This window comes from Nocardia uniformis NBRC 13702, assembly GCF_001613345.1.
In the GTDB taxonomy this organism is placed as follows: domain Bacteria; phylum Actinomycetota; class Actinomycetes; order Mycobacteriales; family Mycobacteriaceae; genus Nocardia; species Nocardia uniformis.
On sequence record NZ_BDCE01000044.1, the window covers coordinates 170,733 to 187,294 of the forward strand.

Genomic DNA, 16,562 nt, shown 5'->3' on the forward strand with positions numbered 1-16,562 from the left:
ACCGGCAGGCGTACCGCTCTTACGTTGTGGCGCTTGGTACTACGCCGTCACACCAGGTCGGCGAAGGATTCGACGCAGACGATACTGCCGGAGACAATCAGCTGGTCGTCCGCGAAAATGACGGTTTCCGGTGTGGCATAGGTGAATTCGCCGCCTCGACGTTTGATCGCGACGACGGTGACATTGAAATGCTCGCGCAGTCCGCTCTCGGTGAGGGTCATTCCGACGACCGCGCGCGGGGCGGTGGTGCGCACCATGGCGTAGTTCTCGTCGAATTCGATGTAGTCGAGCATGCGGCCGGTGACCAGATGCGCGATCCGTTCGCCCATATCGAATTCCGGTAGTACGACGTGGTGGGCACCGACCCGCTCCAGGATCCGGCCGTGCTGCCGACTGGTGGCCTTGGCCCAGATGCGGGGGATCTGGAAGTCGACCAGCAATGAGGTGGTGAGGATGCTCGCCTCCAGGTCGGTGCCGATACCGACCACCGCGTGCGGAAAGTCGGGAACGCCGAGTTGGACAAGCGCTTCCTGATCGGTGGTGTCCGCGACCGCGACATGGGTCAGGTCATTGGAGAACTGTTGCACCAGACGCGGATCGGAGTCGATGGCCAATACCTCGGAGCCGTGTACGACCAGTTCGTGCGCGAGCGAACCGCCGAAGCGGCCGAGACCGATGACAACCACCCGGGTGGTCGGGTGTTTCGGCGTTTTCGCGGGTTTACCCAACAATGGGGCGCTCCTCCGGTAGTTCGTATCGGCGTTCGTATTCACGTAGTGCGAGCGCCGCGGCCAGGGTGATCGGTCCGACGCGGCCCAGGAACATCACCGCGCTGAGCAGCAGGTGGCCCAACGGGGGGAGATCGGCGGTGATACCGGTGGACAGGCCCACCGTCCCGAATGCCGACACCACCTCGAACAGCACCGCGTCCAGGCGATGGGTGGACAGGCCGAGCAGGATCATGGTTGCGACCATGACGACGCCGACACCGAGCAGCGCGACCGTAATCGCTTGGCGCTGCACGCTCGCCGCCAAACGTCGTCCCATAACGTGCACGGTGGGCTGGCCGCGGACCTCGGCGTACACCACGAAGGCCAGCAGCGCGAAGGTGGTGACCTTGATGCCGCCCGCGGTGCCCGCGCTGCCACCGCCGATGAACATGAGCACATCATTGACCAGCAGCGTGGTCGGGTGCATGGCACCGACGTCTACGGAGTTGAATCCGGCCGTGCGAGGAGTCATGCCGTGGAAGGCACCCGCCAGGAGGCGACCACCGAACGAATGGGTGCCGAGGGTGGCCGGATTACCCCATTCGAGGGCGGTTACCAGTACGACACCGACCACGGCCAGTCCGGCGTAGGCCAAGACGGTGATCTTGGTGTGCAGGGACCAGCCGAGCACGGGGGTGCCGCGCAGCCGGGCCCGCATCGCTCGCACGGTCTCGAAGACCACTGGAAAGCCGAGGCCGCCCAGTACGAATGCCACCGTGATGGGCACGATGATCCATGGATCGGACGCGTGCCGCACGAGACTGTCCCCGTGCAGCGCGAACCCCGCGTTGTTGTAGGCCGAAATGGCGTGGAACGTGCCGTAATACAGTGCCGAGCTGAAGGGTTCGTCGGTGGTGACCAGCCGACGGCCGGTGAGGAACACGGCCGTCACCAGTTCGATCGTCACGCTCATCACGACGACGCCGAGTACGACCCGGCGCGTTTCGCCCAGCTGCAAAGCCTTCGTCTCGGCCTGCGCGATCAACTGCATCCGCAAACCCATCCGGCGAGCCACCAGCAGCCCCAGCAGTGAGGCCGCCGTCATGATGCCGATGCCGCCCACCTGAATGAGCCCCAGCACCACCCCCTCGCCGAACCCCGACCAGTAGGTCGACGTATCGACGACGACCAGGCCGGTCACACAGATCGCCGACGTCGAGGTGAACAGTGCCGTGACCGGATCGGTCCAGGTGCCGGACTCGGACGCGAACGGCAGTGTCAGCAGGGCCGCGCCGAGTACGTTGACTACGAGGAAGCCCACGACGGTGAGCCGAGCAGGATGTCCGAGTCGGCCCAGGCGGCGGACGATCGGCTGCGCTGTGCGTGGCATGCGATCAGTGCGCCGAGGACGGCGATAGGGGCACCGTCCCGGTGGTGGTCGTACTCAACGATGCGTCCCCTTTGGGTCTCGTCCGGGCGTCGACGGTCTGCGGCGCTTAGAGATCCTAACGGTCTGCTTACGTCAGTTTGTCGCACCACTCGCTCAGGTATTCGTCGCGCATTGTCGGTACCGCGGCCGTTCGCTCACCACCACTCGGTGATCATCGCGATCCGTCGCCCCAGTTCCGGAGCCAGTGAGCGGGCATAGCTGGCGGTGAGATGGTGCTCATCGCGGTAGATGAGGACATTGCCCTCGGCGACATGGCAGCGGTCCGGTCGGCAGACCGCATCGTTCAGGTCGAGCGGGAAGATATTCGAGTAGGCCGCGGCCGGTCCCTCGGCGGGATCGCGGGGGTCGAGGGCGACGGCGCGATCGATACCGCAGCTGACCGGAGTGGTGCCGCGCTGGGCCAGGCAATCGACCGCCTTGTAGAAGACGCCATTGTGTCGCAGCCTCGGGGTGTCTCGAAGGGCGAGCACTTTCATCCCGCGGTCCGACAGCGCCGACCACACATCGAAGTATTCCGGCGGCACCTCGTCACCGTCGTTGTACGGCCGGAAGCGAGTGGAGATGGTGAATACCCAGTCGGGTTGGTCCTGAGCGAGACGGTCGAGGACTTCTTCCGACCATTCCCGGCATTCGGGGAAGGGCGCTTCGGCATAGGAGGGTTGGTCGACGAGTACGAGGGGGCAACCCTCTTTCAGAAAGGTGACGATGCGGAAGTCGTAATCGTAGGAGAGCAGTTCCAGGGCCGGGATCCAGTGCTCGGAATGCGATCCGCCGACCACCGCGATGGAGCGGCCAGCGGTCGTATCGCCGTAGGTGCAGGTGCGCACCTCCCGGTTCGGGGTGATGCAGCCGTCGACGGTCGGGGGTGGCGCGTCGGCCTGACCTTCGAATACCGAGGGCCGCATGGGTGCCGGCGGGGGGTCGATGCCGTCGAGGAGGGCGGCCGCCCCCGGGTATTCGTTCGGCTCGAGCGCCTGCGGTGGTTCCGCCGGATTGGTCCTGGACACCACCTGCCAGCCGAGTGACGACGCCAGCACCACGACGCCGATCGCCGCGACCAGGGTGCCGACACCGGTTCGGTACTTCGCGGACCTACCGGTGTCGGGTACCGGTGTGGAGCGCTTCCGCAGTGGCGCTTCGATAATGCGGGTTGTGGCCAGCGCCAGAACGATCGAGACCGCGATGACGATCAGGCCATCGGTGAATCCGGCGTGCGCATTCCCGGTTTCGGCCAGATAGAAGATCAGGATCGGCCAGTGCCACAGGTACAGGGGATAGGCGATGGCACCGAGTTCCGTGCACAGCCGACCGGCCAATAGCCGGTTCGCCCAGGGTCGTTCGGATGACGAGAGGTGCATCCCGGACAGGATCAGCGCGACGGTGGCCACCACCGGGAACAGCGCTGCCGGGCCGGGGAATTCGCTGGCGCCGTCGATCAGCAGACCGCAGGAGAGCACCATGGCGAGACCGAGACTCGCCGCGCACCAGCGTGCCCAGTTCGGTATGGAGATCCAGGGTGCGGCGACCGCGAGTGCGGCACCGGCGAGCAGTTCCCAGACCCGGGCCGCGCTGTCGTAGTAGGTCCAGGCCTGGTGCTGGGCTGCGCCGATCGTGGCATACCGGAAGGAAATCAACCCGACGATAACCAGCACCGTCAGCAGCAGTCCGCGGTGGCGGTCCGATTGCGGCCGCAGGCGGGCCCAGAGGGCGATGACCGCCAGGATGACGAGATAGAACTGGCCCTGGACCGCCATGGACCACAGATGTTGCAGCGGGCTGATGGACGGGTCGGGGGACGCGTAATCCATTTCCGCGGTCGCCAGATACCAGTTCTGGAAGTAGAACCCGGACGCGAGCAGCTGCGCCGAGGTATCACCCCACTGGGTGTACGGCCGCGCTACGACGGTGGCGACGGCGACCGCGGCGAGTACGACCACGAGCGCGGGGAACAGCCGACGGCCGGTGCGGCGCAGGGTCGGGCCGATCCCGGCCGAGCCGGTGGTATCGGTGCGGCGCAACACCATTCCGGTGAAGAAGAAACCGGACAGTACTAGGAAGACGTCTACGCCCCCGGAGACCCGACCCATCCACACGTGGAAGGCCACCACCAGCGCGATCGCGATGCCGCGCAAACCGTCGAGATCGTCACGGTACTGCTGCCGGGACTTGCTCTCCGGCAGCTGATTTCGGGTAACCAACCCGGTCGGCACCGGTGGTCCCAAGGTATGAGCGCGCACGCGAACTCCCCACAACGAAATGGCCCCGGCCCCGAGTAGTGAGGCGGGGTTGCCGACCAGACTTCCCGGCGCTCCGCCCTTAAGATGCCCGAGAGATCACGCCGGAGGCAAACCGGGGGCTCGGACTTCCCGGTCCGGATTCCGATTTGCGCCTCGGTGAACCTTGCGGCATCTTTACGGGCGGAGTGCCGGGAAGTCGGGTCGGCGGGCCCGATCGCGAGCGGTGGATCGCGGTCTGCCGCAAGGGTTGAACAGGAGTCAATCGATCAATCGGATGCTGGAGAATATTTCCCGCGCCTGCTCCGGGGTCACTTCCCCGTCGACGCCGCGATCTGCGGCGATAGTGAGAACCAACATGGGATTCTGTGGTCCGGGGAACGCGAAGGTGTAGACGGAGAACCGTGAACTCGTGCATTCCGCGCTCTTCGGCGTCCAGTTGCCGGATGCCTCCGCCAGGTAACCGGTGATGCCGCTGGCGGTCGTCAACGGGGTCGCCGGAGTGGTTTCTCGACCCCAGCCGGGACCGTCGAAGCCGCGTTCCGCCGCGGTCGTCGCGACGTCGGCGGCTGCGGCGGCGGGATCATCGAGTTGTGACCGGTGGACGAAAGTGATTGTGCGGGTCGAAGACCCGCAATAGTTCTTGCCGTCGGTCGCGGTTCCGGTGCCGGATATGCGGCCCTGCTCGTTCTCGAAGCCACGGATCACTCCGGGTGTGTCCACAACCCAGCCGGAGGGCACGTCGTATGCCACGCCGCGCGACGGCACCGCTACCCCTTGATAGTCGGGGAGTAGCGGTGTGGTGGTACTCGGCGCCCGTGTGGTGGTGGTAGTCGTGGAGGTGCGCGGCGGCACGACCAGCTTCGTGACCGGCGCGGTCGTCCGAGCGGTATCACCGGAGGAGGTCAAGCGACCGGTGATACTCGCGGTGATCGCGCCGAACAACACGAGTCCGGTGATGATCACGGCGAGAATCGGACCCGCGGTGCCGCGCCGAGGTGACCGCACCGGCGTGCCATACCCGGGATACCCGCCCGGATGCCATTGCCGATGGTCCTCCAATGCCGGGTACTCATACGGCCGATACGGCAGGTCCTCGAGCGGTGGATACTCGTACGCCTGCGGCGGACCGGGCCGCGCCGAGAGATACCCACCCCCCTGCTGCTCCGGCCCTGGTGGCCGCTCGCTATCTCGTGTCACGAATCCGATTCTGTGCGATGTGTGTCGAGTTCGCTTGCCCGGCTCCCCTGGAGTGTCCGACTGTGTTTGCCGGATGGATCCCTCGCCTCGATCGCCCGTAGCGCGGATTCGATTCCGGCTATGCGGTCGCCGAGTAGTCCCAGTGCGCCGACAGCGCGGACCAGAGGGTCGTCCTCGGCTCCGCCGAGGGCCTGTTCGCGCAGGTACGCGGCTTTCACCTCGGTCCAGCGGCGGGCCTGTTGTTCGGAGAGGCGACCGCGTAGTTCGGCGAGTTTGAGGAGGTTGAATTCGGCTCCGGCGGCGAGGGTTTGGGCTTCGCCGAGGTAGTGGTCGTCGATGAGGGCCTCCAGTTCCTCATCGTTCATGACCGGCACCACCCGTTCGGCGAGGGCGTTCATATTGCGGTAGGAGCCCTGAAGCTGGAAGGGCGGTTCGGTGCGGGAGGAGTCGGCGGTGGCGGCGGAGGCGATGTAGGCGCGGTTGGTGGCCAGTACCACTTCCTGGAGGCGAATGAGTTTGCCCAGTACCGCCGTGATTTCGGACAGTTCGGTCGCCGAGTACGGGTGGGTGAGCTGGTCGGCCATGGCGTGTCGGTCGCCGCGGGCCATGCGCACCAGGATCTCCAGATCGCCGCGGTCGCGCGACGACAGCGGTGCGAGAACGGGATTGGTGGTGAGCGCGTTCTCGATGTAGCTGAGTGCGAACAGTTCGTCGCGGCCCGACAGTACGTCGCCGAGGTTCCACACGTCGGCGCGATTGGCGAGCATATCCGGGATACGGAATCGCTTGCCCTGCTCGGTATACGGGTTACCCGCCATACATACCGCGAACCGCTTGCCGCGCAGGTCATAGGTGCGGGTGCGGCCGTCCCACACACCCTCCATCCGGCGCTGTCCATCGCAGAGCGATATGAACTTCTGCAGCAGTTCCGGTGAGGTGTGCTGGATATCGTCGAGATAGAGCAGCACGTTATTGCCGAGTTCCAGTGCGAAGTTGATCTTTTCGAGCTCCTGGCGGGCGGTGGCGTTGGGAGCCTGCGCCGGATCGACCGAGGTCACCTCATGGCCCAGCGCGGGACCGTTCACCTTCACCAGCACGAGGCCCAGCCGTGCGGCCACATACTCCATGAGCGTGGTCTTGCCGTAACCGGGCGGCGAGATCAACAGCAGCAGCCCCGAGCGGTCGGTGCGGTCGGAGTCGCCGACGACACCGAGCTGTTTGGCGAGGTTGTCACCGATCAATGGCAGATACACCTCATCGAGCAGCCGGTTGCGCACGAAACCGCTCAATGCCCGCGGCCGATACTCCTCCAACCGCAGCCGATCCCGCTCGGCGGACACCAGTGCGGTGCGCCGCCGGAGGTAGGCACGGAAGCCCGGTACCCGTTCGAGACGGAAGCGGCGGCACCGCGCCAGCAGCTCGTCGAACCGGAAGGTCAACTCCCGCTGCGTGATCCGCGGATGTGTGCCCAGCAGCCCCGAAACTGTGGCGGTCAGCGCGGTGGCGGCCTCGGAGCGCGGCAGACCGGCCCCACACAGTTCGATCGCCACCGCCTCCGGTAGGTCGGCGGCCAGATCCATACCGTCATCGGCCCGTTCCACATACGCCGTGAGCCAGGCGTGCACCAGTTGGTGCCGTGCGGGCAGCGATTGCGCGCCGACGAATTCCGCGCCCAGTGAGCTCAGATCGGATTCGAATTCCGCACGCGCGGTCGCCGAGGCCGCGCCCAACGCCCGGTGGAAGCGTTCCAGCAGCAGCCTGGCTCCCGCCGAGGTGATGAATCCCGGTGTCGGCGAGAACAGTTCCTCGAACAGATACTCGCCGGCGAGCGCACGGTCGACACCGTCGAGCCCGATGCTGTCGGCGAATTCCCCGATTCGCGTGGACAGTTCGTCGCACATCTGGTCGACCGCCGCCGTGCGCCCGAAAATGGCGCGTGCGCGGGCCAGGGAACCGACCCGGGTCTGCCAGTGTGCCCGCGCGCCGTCATCGGCATCGAGGGCGAACCGCCACCACAGCTGCGCGGCCGCTCGTTCCGCCGACGGGAACCGCAGCAATTGCGCGCCCGCGTACAGCCGCAGCACCGTTTCCAGAATGGTGGCGCCGTCGTGGTCGTGTACGCCGCGCTCGTACCCCTCGTCGTAGCGTCCGGCCGCGGCCTTGCGAACCAGTTCGGCGAGATCGCCCGCGGTCCCGGCCGCCTGATACAGCGTATCGAGCCCACCGTCGCGTTCGGCTTCGGCGAGAATCGACACCGCCAGATACTCGCCCCGGTACATCTCGGCGGTCTCCGAGGCCAGCAGCTGTGACCAGTACGGCCGAGTGGCGCCGAAGTCGTTGTCGCGCACCGGCGCCCGGTAGTCGGTACCGGTGATCGTGTACCACATGGCACCGTCGTGCGGGACCATGGTGAGCTCCACCGGCCGGGTGTCGACCGCGAACCGGTGCCGACCCAGCCGGATGGTTTCGCCACCGTCGTCGTAGAGGTCGACGCGGTCGCGCAGCGCGCGCCCGGCCTCCTGGCGGGCGGCGCGCAACCGCCCGTCGAACTCTTCGGCCCGCACCTGATCACCGATGTCGCGCAATTGCGTGACGGCTTGGCGCAGCCGAGCCACCATTGGATCGGAGGCGAAGTAGGTGTTCACCTCATCCAGGGAGCCGAGGGCCGCGGCCCGGCGGCCGACCCCGGCCAGGATGCGCTGTGCGGAGGCGGCGATGCGCTCCGCGCGCTGGGACCGCTCATCGAGCAGTGCCTGTTTGCGCGCGGTGAACGCCTCGTACACGTCCTCGCGCTTGGCGGTGAGCCGGTCGGCGAAATCGTCGATCTCGCCGAACCGGGTCTCCAGATTCTCGATGGCCAGCAGCAGTTTCGCCAGCTGGTCGTCGCAGGCATCGGGGGAGTCGCACACCGCGAGCGCACCGGTGACCGCCTGCCCGAGCAGTGCGAATTCGGCGGCGAAGGCCGCGCGGCCCTCCACCGACGCCAGTTCGACGCGCCGCGCCTGCACGGTGGCGCGCACCCGGTTGACCGCGGCGAGGATCTCACCGATCCGGGTCAGGATATCGGTGCGCACGGTCGCGTCTGCGATATCGAGGGCGCCGACGATCTCGGTGACGATCTGCAGCGAGTCGGTCTGCTCGGTCAGCCGCTGCTGCAGTGGTTCGGCGTCGGCGACCGTGCCGATCGCCTCGGCTCGCTCCAGCAGTTCATCGAGTTCGGTGTGGTAGGTCGCGAAAGCCTTGGCGTCACCGAGGAATTCGACGGCACGGCGGCCCGCGTCGGCGAGCGCCTCGGCTAGGTCGGCGTCCACGGTGTCGATCCGGTCGGTGTCGACGTAGCGCAGATCCCGCAGTGTCACCAGCTGCCCCTGCGCGCGCCGCAGGTCGGCCAGCAACCGCACCCATTCGTCGGCGCTGCGATAGGCGGCGGCACGGGCGAGGCGGATGAGCGTCGCCGCCTGCTCGGCCGCCGTATCCACGGCCGCGGTCGCCTGCGCGGTGAGCGCGGTGACCTTCTCGTATTCGTCGAGGACCTGCTCGGCGGTGGCACGCAGCTCACCCAGCGGTGTGGCCGGATCGCACAGTTCTGTTTCGCCCAGCCAGTGATAGTGGTCGGCCGCGCGCGTGCACGCGGCCATCACTGCCTCGAATACCGCTGTCGCGGGCCGCATCTCATCCACCATGCGAGCCACGGCGAGGCAGTCGGAGATACCGCGCACCAGTTCGGCATTGCCGACCCGGTGCAGCGGTCCCGTACCGACCGATTGTGTGGCGGCGTGCAGATCGGAGACGAAGGGGGACCGCCACACCTGCATGGGATGTACCCGGGTGGGCTCCTCCGACAGTGCCCGGAACACCACCATGGTGCCGTCATCGAACAGCGAATACCCGTGGCAGGACAGCGGATTGGCGACCTCGGTCCGCACCAGGTTGTAGGGCAGCAGTAGCGTGCGCCCCTCGGCGCGGGCATGGAAGACGTACAGCACGTCCTCGCCATTCGCCGAGCGCACCGTCCGCTCGTACTCCAGATCGGCCACGGTGGTGTCGAACCGCTTGTGCACGCCGGTGGCCAGGTAGTACCCGCCCGGGAAGATGATGCCGTGATCCTCGGGCAATCGCCGACAGGCCTGCCCGATGCCGTCGAGGCGCACCACATCCTTGGTGCGGATATTGAAAACCAGGTGCCGCCAGACGGTTTCGTTGTACGGGCGGATGCGCAACAGAATCAGCGGCCCCAGTCGCGCATACTGCACGGCCGCGTCGGCGAGGCTCTGCAACGGCTCGTCGACCGGCTCGCTGTAGACACCCGCACCGGATTCGGTGTTGTTCTCGACCTTGATCGTCAGGGTGCCGCCGAGCGTCTCGACGAAAACCTCATCGAGGATCGACAGATGCGGGTACCGCCCGAGTACCTGGTCGTCGCGGGTGGTCTCGACCCATTCGAAATCATGCGAGGTTGGGAGCACATGATCGCGTTCGCCCCGGTTGTCCAGGTACCGAATCGACCCGTCGGCGTCCAGTTGCCAGCGCAGCACTCGAATATCGTCGGTGCGCCCGCCGGTCTGGAATACCGCGAGCAGGCGTCCTTCGACCCGACGCAGTTGCAGCAACCGCGTCTGGCTGTAGTACCGGTACAGCTCGGCGAAATCATGTCGGAACCGCGGATCGTCGAACAGTCCGGCCGGATCGGCGGGATCGAAGCCGAACGACGTCGTATCCGTCTCGTCGTGGACCTCGCCGGAGGTGTGCTCGTGCCGAAATCGGCGCACCGCGAACACGTCCGCGATGGCCGTCTCCGGTCGCATCCCGACGAATACATTGTAGCCGAACACCATTCGGCCATCGGGCAGCGCCACGACATCGCGTGGCACGCAATTGTTCTCGGTGCGAATCCGCTCGGTGCCGAGCAGGGTGAGATCGGAGCCGCCGAACTCCTCGATCCGCCGCTGATTGAGCAGGCCCGCGCGCCGGGACAATTCGGCGGCGTGCTCGGCCAGCCGGGCGCGCAGAACCTCGTAGGTGCCGGTTTCCAGGGCCGTATCGGCCGGGCCCCGACCGCCGGATTCGCTCCGGCGGTCGGTACGCGGCTGTGCTGCCGCGCTCACTTGACCGCTGCCCGCTCACCGTCATCGGAGCCATTGGCCCCCGTCAACTTGCCGATGAGCGCGGTGGCGGCCGTCTTGCCGACCTCGGAGTTGCCGATCAGCTGATCGAGCCCCTTGCCCAGGCCGATGGATCCGACGATCCGGTCCAGGAATACCGAATCCCCGCCGACGATATCGATATTGGCGCTCTCCAATCCGGTGGACAGCACTCGGGCCTGTGCCTCGGCGACCTCGCGGTAGGCGTTGACCTTGGCGAGTTCGACCTCCTTTTCGAGCTCGAGGCGCAGCCGGTACTCCTCGTGCTGGCGGGTGGCGTCGTCGAGCGCGGCCATGGCCGTGGCCTTCTCCTGCAAGCCCTCGGCCTCGCCCTTGAGCTTCTCGCGCAGCGTCTCCGCTTCGGCGAAACCCTTCTCCCGCAGGGCGCTCGCCTCGGCGCGGCCCTCCTTCTCGATGGCATCGGCCGCGCGTTCGCGCACCTGCGCCTGACCCAGACCGTAGGCGGCGGTTTCGGCCTGCGATGCCTCGGCGAGCCGAATCTTGGCCTGTGCCTGCATTTCCGAGGCCTGCTGCTCCGCCTCGGCCAGCGTCAGCGATTCCTTGGCCTTGAATACCGCGGCGGCTTCGGCGGCCTCGGCCGCCTTGATGCCCTTGACCAGATGCTCCTGCGCCTCGCCCTCGGCGCGAATGACGGTGGCCTGCCGGTCCCGTTCCGCGGCCTCGACCGCGCGCAGCCGGTTGATCTGCTCCTCTTGTTCGGCGACGGTCTTATCCACCGCGACCCGTTCACGAACCACCTCGGCGACGGTGCGCTTCTCGGTCTCCACCTCGCGCTCGGCGGCGATCTGGGCGAGGGATACCTCGCGGTCGCGCGCGGTGACCTCGAGCATCCGGTCCTTCTCGATCCGCTCGGATTCGACGGCGATCACGCGCTCGCGGTTCTTCTCCGCGACGGCGATTTCCCGGCCCATATTCTGCTGCTGGATGCCGAGGGCCTCCTCGGTGCGCAGATGCGCGCCGTGTGAACGCAGCCGCTCCTCGGACTGCACCCGCGCGATCTCGGCCTCTTCCTTGGCACGCAGGGTTTCGACCTCACGCTTCTGCCGGATCTCGGCATCGGCCTGCTGACGCTCGAGCTCGAGTACCGCCTCCCGCGCCTGCACGTTCTGGCGGGTGATCTCCTTCTCCTCGTGGCGGCGGAATTCATTGGTGCGCACATGTTCCGCGGCGGTGAGTTCGGTGATCTTGCGAATGCCCTGCGCGTCCAGGATGTTCTGGGCATCGAGCTGTCCGAGCGGCGTCTGCTCCAGGTAGTCGATGGCGGCGTCCTCGAGGCTGTACCCGTTGAGGTCGGTGCCGATCACCGCGATGATGCGGTCGCGGAACTCGTCGCGCTGGGTGTAGAGGTCGACGAAGTCGAGGTGTTTGCCGACCGTCTTGAGCGCCTCGGAGAATTTCGCGCTGAACAGCTCCTGCATGGTGGCCTGATCGCTGGCGCGGGCGGTGCCGATGGCCTGCGCCACCTTGATGACGTCCTCGACGGTCTTGTTCACCCGCACGAAGAAGGTAATACGGATATCAGCGCGAATATTGTCGCGGCAGATCAATCCGTCGTGACCGACCCGGGCGATTTCAATGGTCTTCACCGAGATATCCATGTACTCGGCCTTGTGCAAAACGGGCAGCACCACCGCGCCGGTGAAGGTGACATCCACCCGCCGCATTTTCGAGATAATGAGTGTGCGGCCCTGTTCCACCTTCTTGAACAGTGTGCTCACTATGAGCAGCGCGGCAATGGCGAGTAAGAGCGCGACGCCCAGCAGGACACCGAGGCCAATGGCGATGGTAGACATCAAATCCCCTCCACAGGAGCCACCCAGAATGTCTCGGCGGCGTGGTCATAGTCGTAGACAACAGCCGAAACGCCCTGTGTGAGAGGCATTTCAGCGGCATGTTCGAAGGTTTGGCGGACCTGGATGATCGCGGACGACCCGTCCGCCGACGTGAGTTCCGCCTGCCCGAATTCCGGGCCGACGCGACCGGTGCGAATAACGCAGACCCGGCCGACGTAATCCGCACGTGTGAGCGGCGCGGCGGGCACGAATGTCCGGCGCAGCGGAATCACGACCGCGCGGGTGGCGGGGACGGCGGCCGCGGCAGCGACACCCAGCACCCCGAGACCGGCCAGAAAACCGGCGACGCCACCGAGATTCAGCATGCCGGTCACAGTCGAACCGGCCAGGCACAGAAACCACGCCAGTGCGATAAGAATGGACACCGTGATCGTCGCCGGAACTCCGCCGAGTCCCCAGCGATCATGGATAGCGGAGTCCGGGGTGTCGGTGTCGAGGAGGTCCATATCGGCCCCGCCTGCCAGGACCACGACCCAGAACGCGACGACGACCAGCAGTGCGAAGCTGAATAGAACGGTCGGGAAAGTCAGTGTCGCCGCGAAGAATTCACCCATGCCCGGGTACCGGGCTGAAAAGGGCATGCGAGATCGACTGCGTGTTCATCAGATACTCCAATGGTCTTTCCACCGCGATCCATAGCGTGGATCGCGTGCCGACCAGGCTTCCCGGCTCCCCCTGTGGCTGTAAGGATGCCGTAAAGACCGTCCCGGGGCAAGTTGAATTAACGCGGCGTCGATTCCGCCGCCCGCCGTGGTGAGGGCGGGCGTGCCATCGGCTTTCGCTATTGCCGCAGCGAGCCGATGGACGTTGGTCGACCTTCACGCCCCACGGGTTGGTGACCTCGTCGATGATCTTCTGTAGCCGCCGATTCACCTCGTCGCGGTCGATCAGCAGATCGTCGAGATCGGTCTGGCCGAGGATGCTGCGCAGTGTGGTCTGCGCGAACTGCTGGGTCGCCTGAACATGATCCTCCACGGCCACCACCGATCTCACCGGATCCACGATCCGGAAGTAGGTCACCGCATTGACATTGACCGTCACATAGGTATCGATGCCGGAAACCGAGGGGGCGTGGCGGGCTCGCGATGCCAGCCGCCCGGCGGTACGGAGGTGATCGGGCCGTCCGCCGAGGTGACCAGCACGCCACCGCCCCGACGCGGATCCGGCACCGCTCAGCAGCGAAGGAAGAGAGTGAGCGCGCCCGCGGGTAGCAGTGCTACTCGCGGGCGCGCGTACTCCCCAGTTCAGCGCGGTTCTCACTATTCTCGGAATGTCACCCTCGAATAGGGATAGACCTCCGCGCGCTATTTCATATCGAGATCCCTACGGCGGAACCCATAGCCGCCCAGCGCGGTCAGGGCCAGGGCGATGACGGTCAGCGCGAATAGCGGCGACCAGGTCATTCGGTCCAGCGGCAGTGCGGCGATATGTTCGAATGGCGACAGATTCATCACCCACTGCGGCAGATCCATAATCGGTCCGAAGAATCCGAGGATCATCGAGAATCCGAATAGCGCCCAGGTCGCGCCTATCGCCCGCGGGATGACCCCGAACAGGAGGGCCGCGACCGCCAGGACGACCAGGATCGCCGGGAGGTACGCCAGGTGGGCCCCCAGCACCTTCCCGACATAGGAGCTGTCGCCGACGGAGATGGCGGTCGACAGGCCCAGCGCCAGCCCCACGATGACCAGGAGTGCGGTCACGCCGGCCGCCAGCATCCCGATCCAGCTGCCGAACAGTGCCCAGCGGCCGGTGCCCGTCGCGAGTACCGGTTCGGCGCGTCCCTTGGTCTCCTCGCCGTGCAGGCTCTGCACGCCGAGAATCACGAAGACCACCACCAGCAGCGCATCGAAGACACCCATGGTGCTGACATAGCCGTCGAGCATTCGAGTGGGGTCTCCACCCATGATATCGATGACATTGTCGGGCAGATCTTCGAAGGAGTCCACGAGCGTCTTGGTGAGGGCGCCGTACAGCGCACCCATGGCGGCCAAGGCGAGGCCCCAGCCGATGAAGCTGGCCCGCTGTAGCCGGAATGCCAGTGCGACAGGGGAATTCAGCCACGGTGCGGCATATCGACTCCCGCGTCGCGGTGCGACGAGACCGGCGTTCAGATCGCGGCGTCCCGACAGGGCGTAGCCGAGCAGCGCCGCCGCGACCGCGAAGGCGACCGACAGTGCCAGCGGCGACCACCGCGGATCCGCATAGGCCCGGGTCTGCTGCGACCAGGCCAGTGGCGAGAACCAGGACAGTGCGCTGCCGCCTTCCCGGATCGTATCGCCCGCGGCCCGGACGACATACGCCACGCCCAGTGCGGCACCGGCCAATCCCGAAGCAGCACGTGAGTATTCGGTGATCTGCACGGTCACCGCCGTAATTCCGGCGAAGACCAGGCCGACCGCGCCCACGCTCGCGCCGAACAGCAGCGCGCCACCGGTGTCGAGGTCCGCCGCCGCGAAGCCGCCCGCGATCAGCAGGGACAGTGCGATATTCGCGCCCACCGCCACTATCAGCGCCGCAGTCAACTGCGCGTGGCGGCCGACCACATTGGCGCGAATCAGTTCGGCGCGGCCGGTCTGTTCCTCGACCCGGGTGTGCCGGGATATCAGCAGGATATTCATCAGCGCCGCGAGCAGCAGGAAGTACAGCCCGTAGATGGCGACGATCACCGATTCCACTGTCGGACTGGTCAATCCGTATCCGGGCCCGGCGATCAGCGCGCCCATGGTGCCTTCGGCGAACTGGCTGACCGCCCGCAGATCCTCGTCGGTCTTGTAGATCTGCGGCAGTGCCGCGCCGTAGTACATGCTGAGTAAGGCGATGCCGAGAATCCACGCGGGGAGCTTGATGCGGTCGCGGCGCAAGATGAATCGGATCAGGGTGCCGGTTCCGGTCAGCGCGGTGCCGCGGCTACCGGCCGACTGTGTCTGCGCACCCCGGGGAGCATTCGACGTCAGGGTCGTCATTTCACGCTCACTCCCTGACCGTTGCCGCTGGCGGCGAGTTCATCGCCGTAGTGGCGCAGCATGAGTTCCTCCAGCGTCGGGGGATGGCTCGTCAATGAGCGAATACCCGCGGCGCTGAGCCTCCCGATCGCGGTGTCGAGCGCCGCCCCGTCGACGTCGAACCTGATCCGGCCGTCCTCGATGGACACGTGATGCACGCCTTCGAGTTCCTCGAGATCGGTCACCGGGCGGACCGTTACCGCTTCGACGGAGGTTCGGGTCAGGTTCCGCATCTCGGTCAGCGTTCCCGATTGCACGACCTGTCCCAACCGAATAATGCTGACCCGGTCGGCCAGCTTCTCCACCTGGGCCAAGATATGGCTCGACAGCAGTATGGTCGCGCCGTCGCCCTTCACCTCGTGGACGATGTCCTGGAAGACGACCTCCATGAGCGGGTCCAACCCCGCCGTGGGTTCGTCGAGCAGGAACAGCTCCACCTCCGAGGCGAGTGCGGCGATGAGGGCGACCTTCTGGCGGTTGCCCTTCGAATAGGTGCGGCCCTTTTTCGAGGGATCGAGATCGAATCGCTCGATGAGTTCATCGCGTCGGACGGTATTGAGCCCACCGCGGAGCCGTCCGAACAGATCGATGGCCTCACCGCCGGTGAGGTTGGGCCACAGCTCCACATCGCCGGGCACGTAGGCGAGTCGTCTGTGCAGTTCGACGGCATCGTTCCACGGGTCCCCGCCGAGCAGGTTCACCGAGCCGCGGTCGGCTTGGAGTAGTCCGAGCAGCACCCGGATGGTGGTCGTCTTTCCCGCACCGTTCGGACCTAGGAAGCCGTGCACCTCACCACGGGAAACCTCGAGGTCGAGACCGTCGAGGGCCTTGGTGGGGCCGAAAGACTTGTGCAGTCCGGAGATGGCAATGGCGTTATCCATACGGGGATCGTACAGAGAGTTCACAAATTTGTGAATAGTATGAAGGTTATGATGTAGCTACTCTTGG

Annotated in this window: 10 protein-coding genes; all 10 read right to left on the reverse strand. The window is 66.2% G+C overall.

Annotated elements, in window-relative coordinates; translation table 11 throughout:
* Positions 1-47: 47 nt before the first annotated feature.
* Positions 48-731 (reverse strand): potassium channel family protein, encoded by a 684-nt coding sequence (locus NU1_RS13740; RefSeq protein WP_245720111.1) that lies wholly within the window; start codon positions 729-731, stop codon positions 48-50.
* Entirely contained in the window at positions 721-2,100 is a 1,380-nt protein-coding gene (locus tag NU1_RS13745; RefSeq protein WP_067521239.1) for a TrkH family potassium uptake protein, read from the reverse strand. The genes NU1_RS13740 and NU1_RS13745 overlap by 11 nt, the downstream gene beginning before the upstream one ends.
* Positions 2,101-2,294: 194 nt before the next feature.
* Complete coding sequence (locus NU1_RS13750) at positions 2,295-4,397, reverse strand: acyltransferase family protein (RefSeq protein WP_245720112.1); 2,103 nt, start codon at positions 4,395-4,397, stop codon at positions 2,295-2,297.
* Positions 4,398-4,655: 258 nt separating this feature from the next.
* Complete coding sequence (locus tag NU1_RS13755) at positions 4,656-5,594, reverse strand: DUF8017 domain-containing protein (protein ID WP_157552210.1); 939 nt, start codon at positions 5,592-5,594, stop codon at positions 4,656-4,658.
* The gene (locus NU1_RS13760) at positions 5,591-10,699 is read right to left on the reverse strand and encodes a DNA repair ATPase (RefSeq protein WP_067521245.1); all 5,109 of its coding nucleotides are present in this window, start codon (positions 10,697-10,699) and stop codon (positions 5,591-5,593) included. Before NU1_RS13760 ends, NU1_RS13755 begins: the two co-directional genes overlap by 4 nt.
* Positions 10,696-12,549, reverse strand: a complete 1,854-nt coding sequence (locus NU1_RS13765; RefSeq protein WP_212761559.1) for an SPFH domain-containing protein — start codon at positions 12,547-12,549, stop codon at positions 10,696-10,698. Before NU1_RS13765 ends, NU1_RS13760 begins: the two co-directional genes overlap by 4 nt.
* A complete protein-coding gene (locus NU1_RS13770; protein ID WP_067521247.1) occupies positions 12,549-13,163 on the reverse strand; it encodes a hypothetical protein in 615 nt (204 codons plus the stop codon). Before NU1_RS13770 ends, NU1_RS13765 begins: the two co-directional genes overlap by 1 nt.
* Entirely contained in the window at positions 13,156-13,869 is a 714-nt protein-coding gene (locus NU1_RS42740; protein ID WP_245720113.1) for an SPFH domain-containing protein, read from the reverse strand. Before NU1_RS42740 ends, NU1_RS13770 begins: the two co-directional genes overlap by 8 nt.
* A gap of 44 nt (positions 13,870-13,913) precedes the next feature.
* A complete protein-coding gene (locus NU1_RS13780; protein WP_067521253.1) occupies positions 13,914-15,575 on the reverse strand; it encodes an ABC transporter permease in 1,662 nt (553 codons plus the stop codon).
* Complete coding sequence (locus NU1_RS13785) at positions 15,572-16,495, reverse strand: ABC transporter ATP-binding protein (protein WP_067521256.1); 924 nt, start codon at positions 16,493-16,495, stop codon at positions 15,572-15,574. The genes NU1_RS13780 and NU1_RS13785 overlap by 4 nt, the downstream gene beginning before the upstream one ends.
* Positions 16,496-16,562 lie beyond the last annotated feature (67 nt).

Bases quoted from the DNA above. Each gene is read 5' to 3' on its own strand.
- NU1_RS13745 (WP_067521239.1), bottom strand. From the start codon at position 2,100: ATGCCACGCACAGCGCAGCCGATCGTCCGCCGCCTGGGCCGACTCGGA.
- NU1_RS13765 (WP_212761559.1), bottom strand. From the start codon at position 12,549: ATGTCTACCATCGCCATTGGCCTCGGTGTCCTGCTGGGCGTCGCGCTC.
- NU1_RS13770 (WP_067521247.1), bottom strand. From the start codon at position 13,163: ATGGGTGAATTCTTCGCGGCGACACTGACTTTCCCGACCGTTCTATTC.
- NU1_RS13780 (WP_067521253.1), bottom strand. From the start codon at position 15,575: ATGACGACCCTGACGTCGAATGCTCCCCGGGGTGCGCAGACACAGTCG.
- NU1_RS13785 (WP_067521256.1), bottom strand. From the start codon at position 16,495: ATGGATAACGCCATTGCCATCTCCGGACTGCACAAGTCTTTCGGCCCC.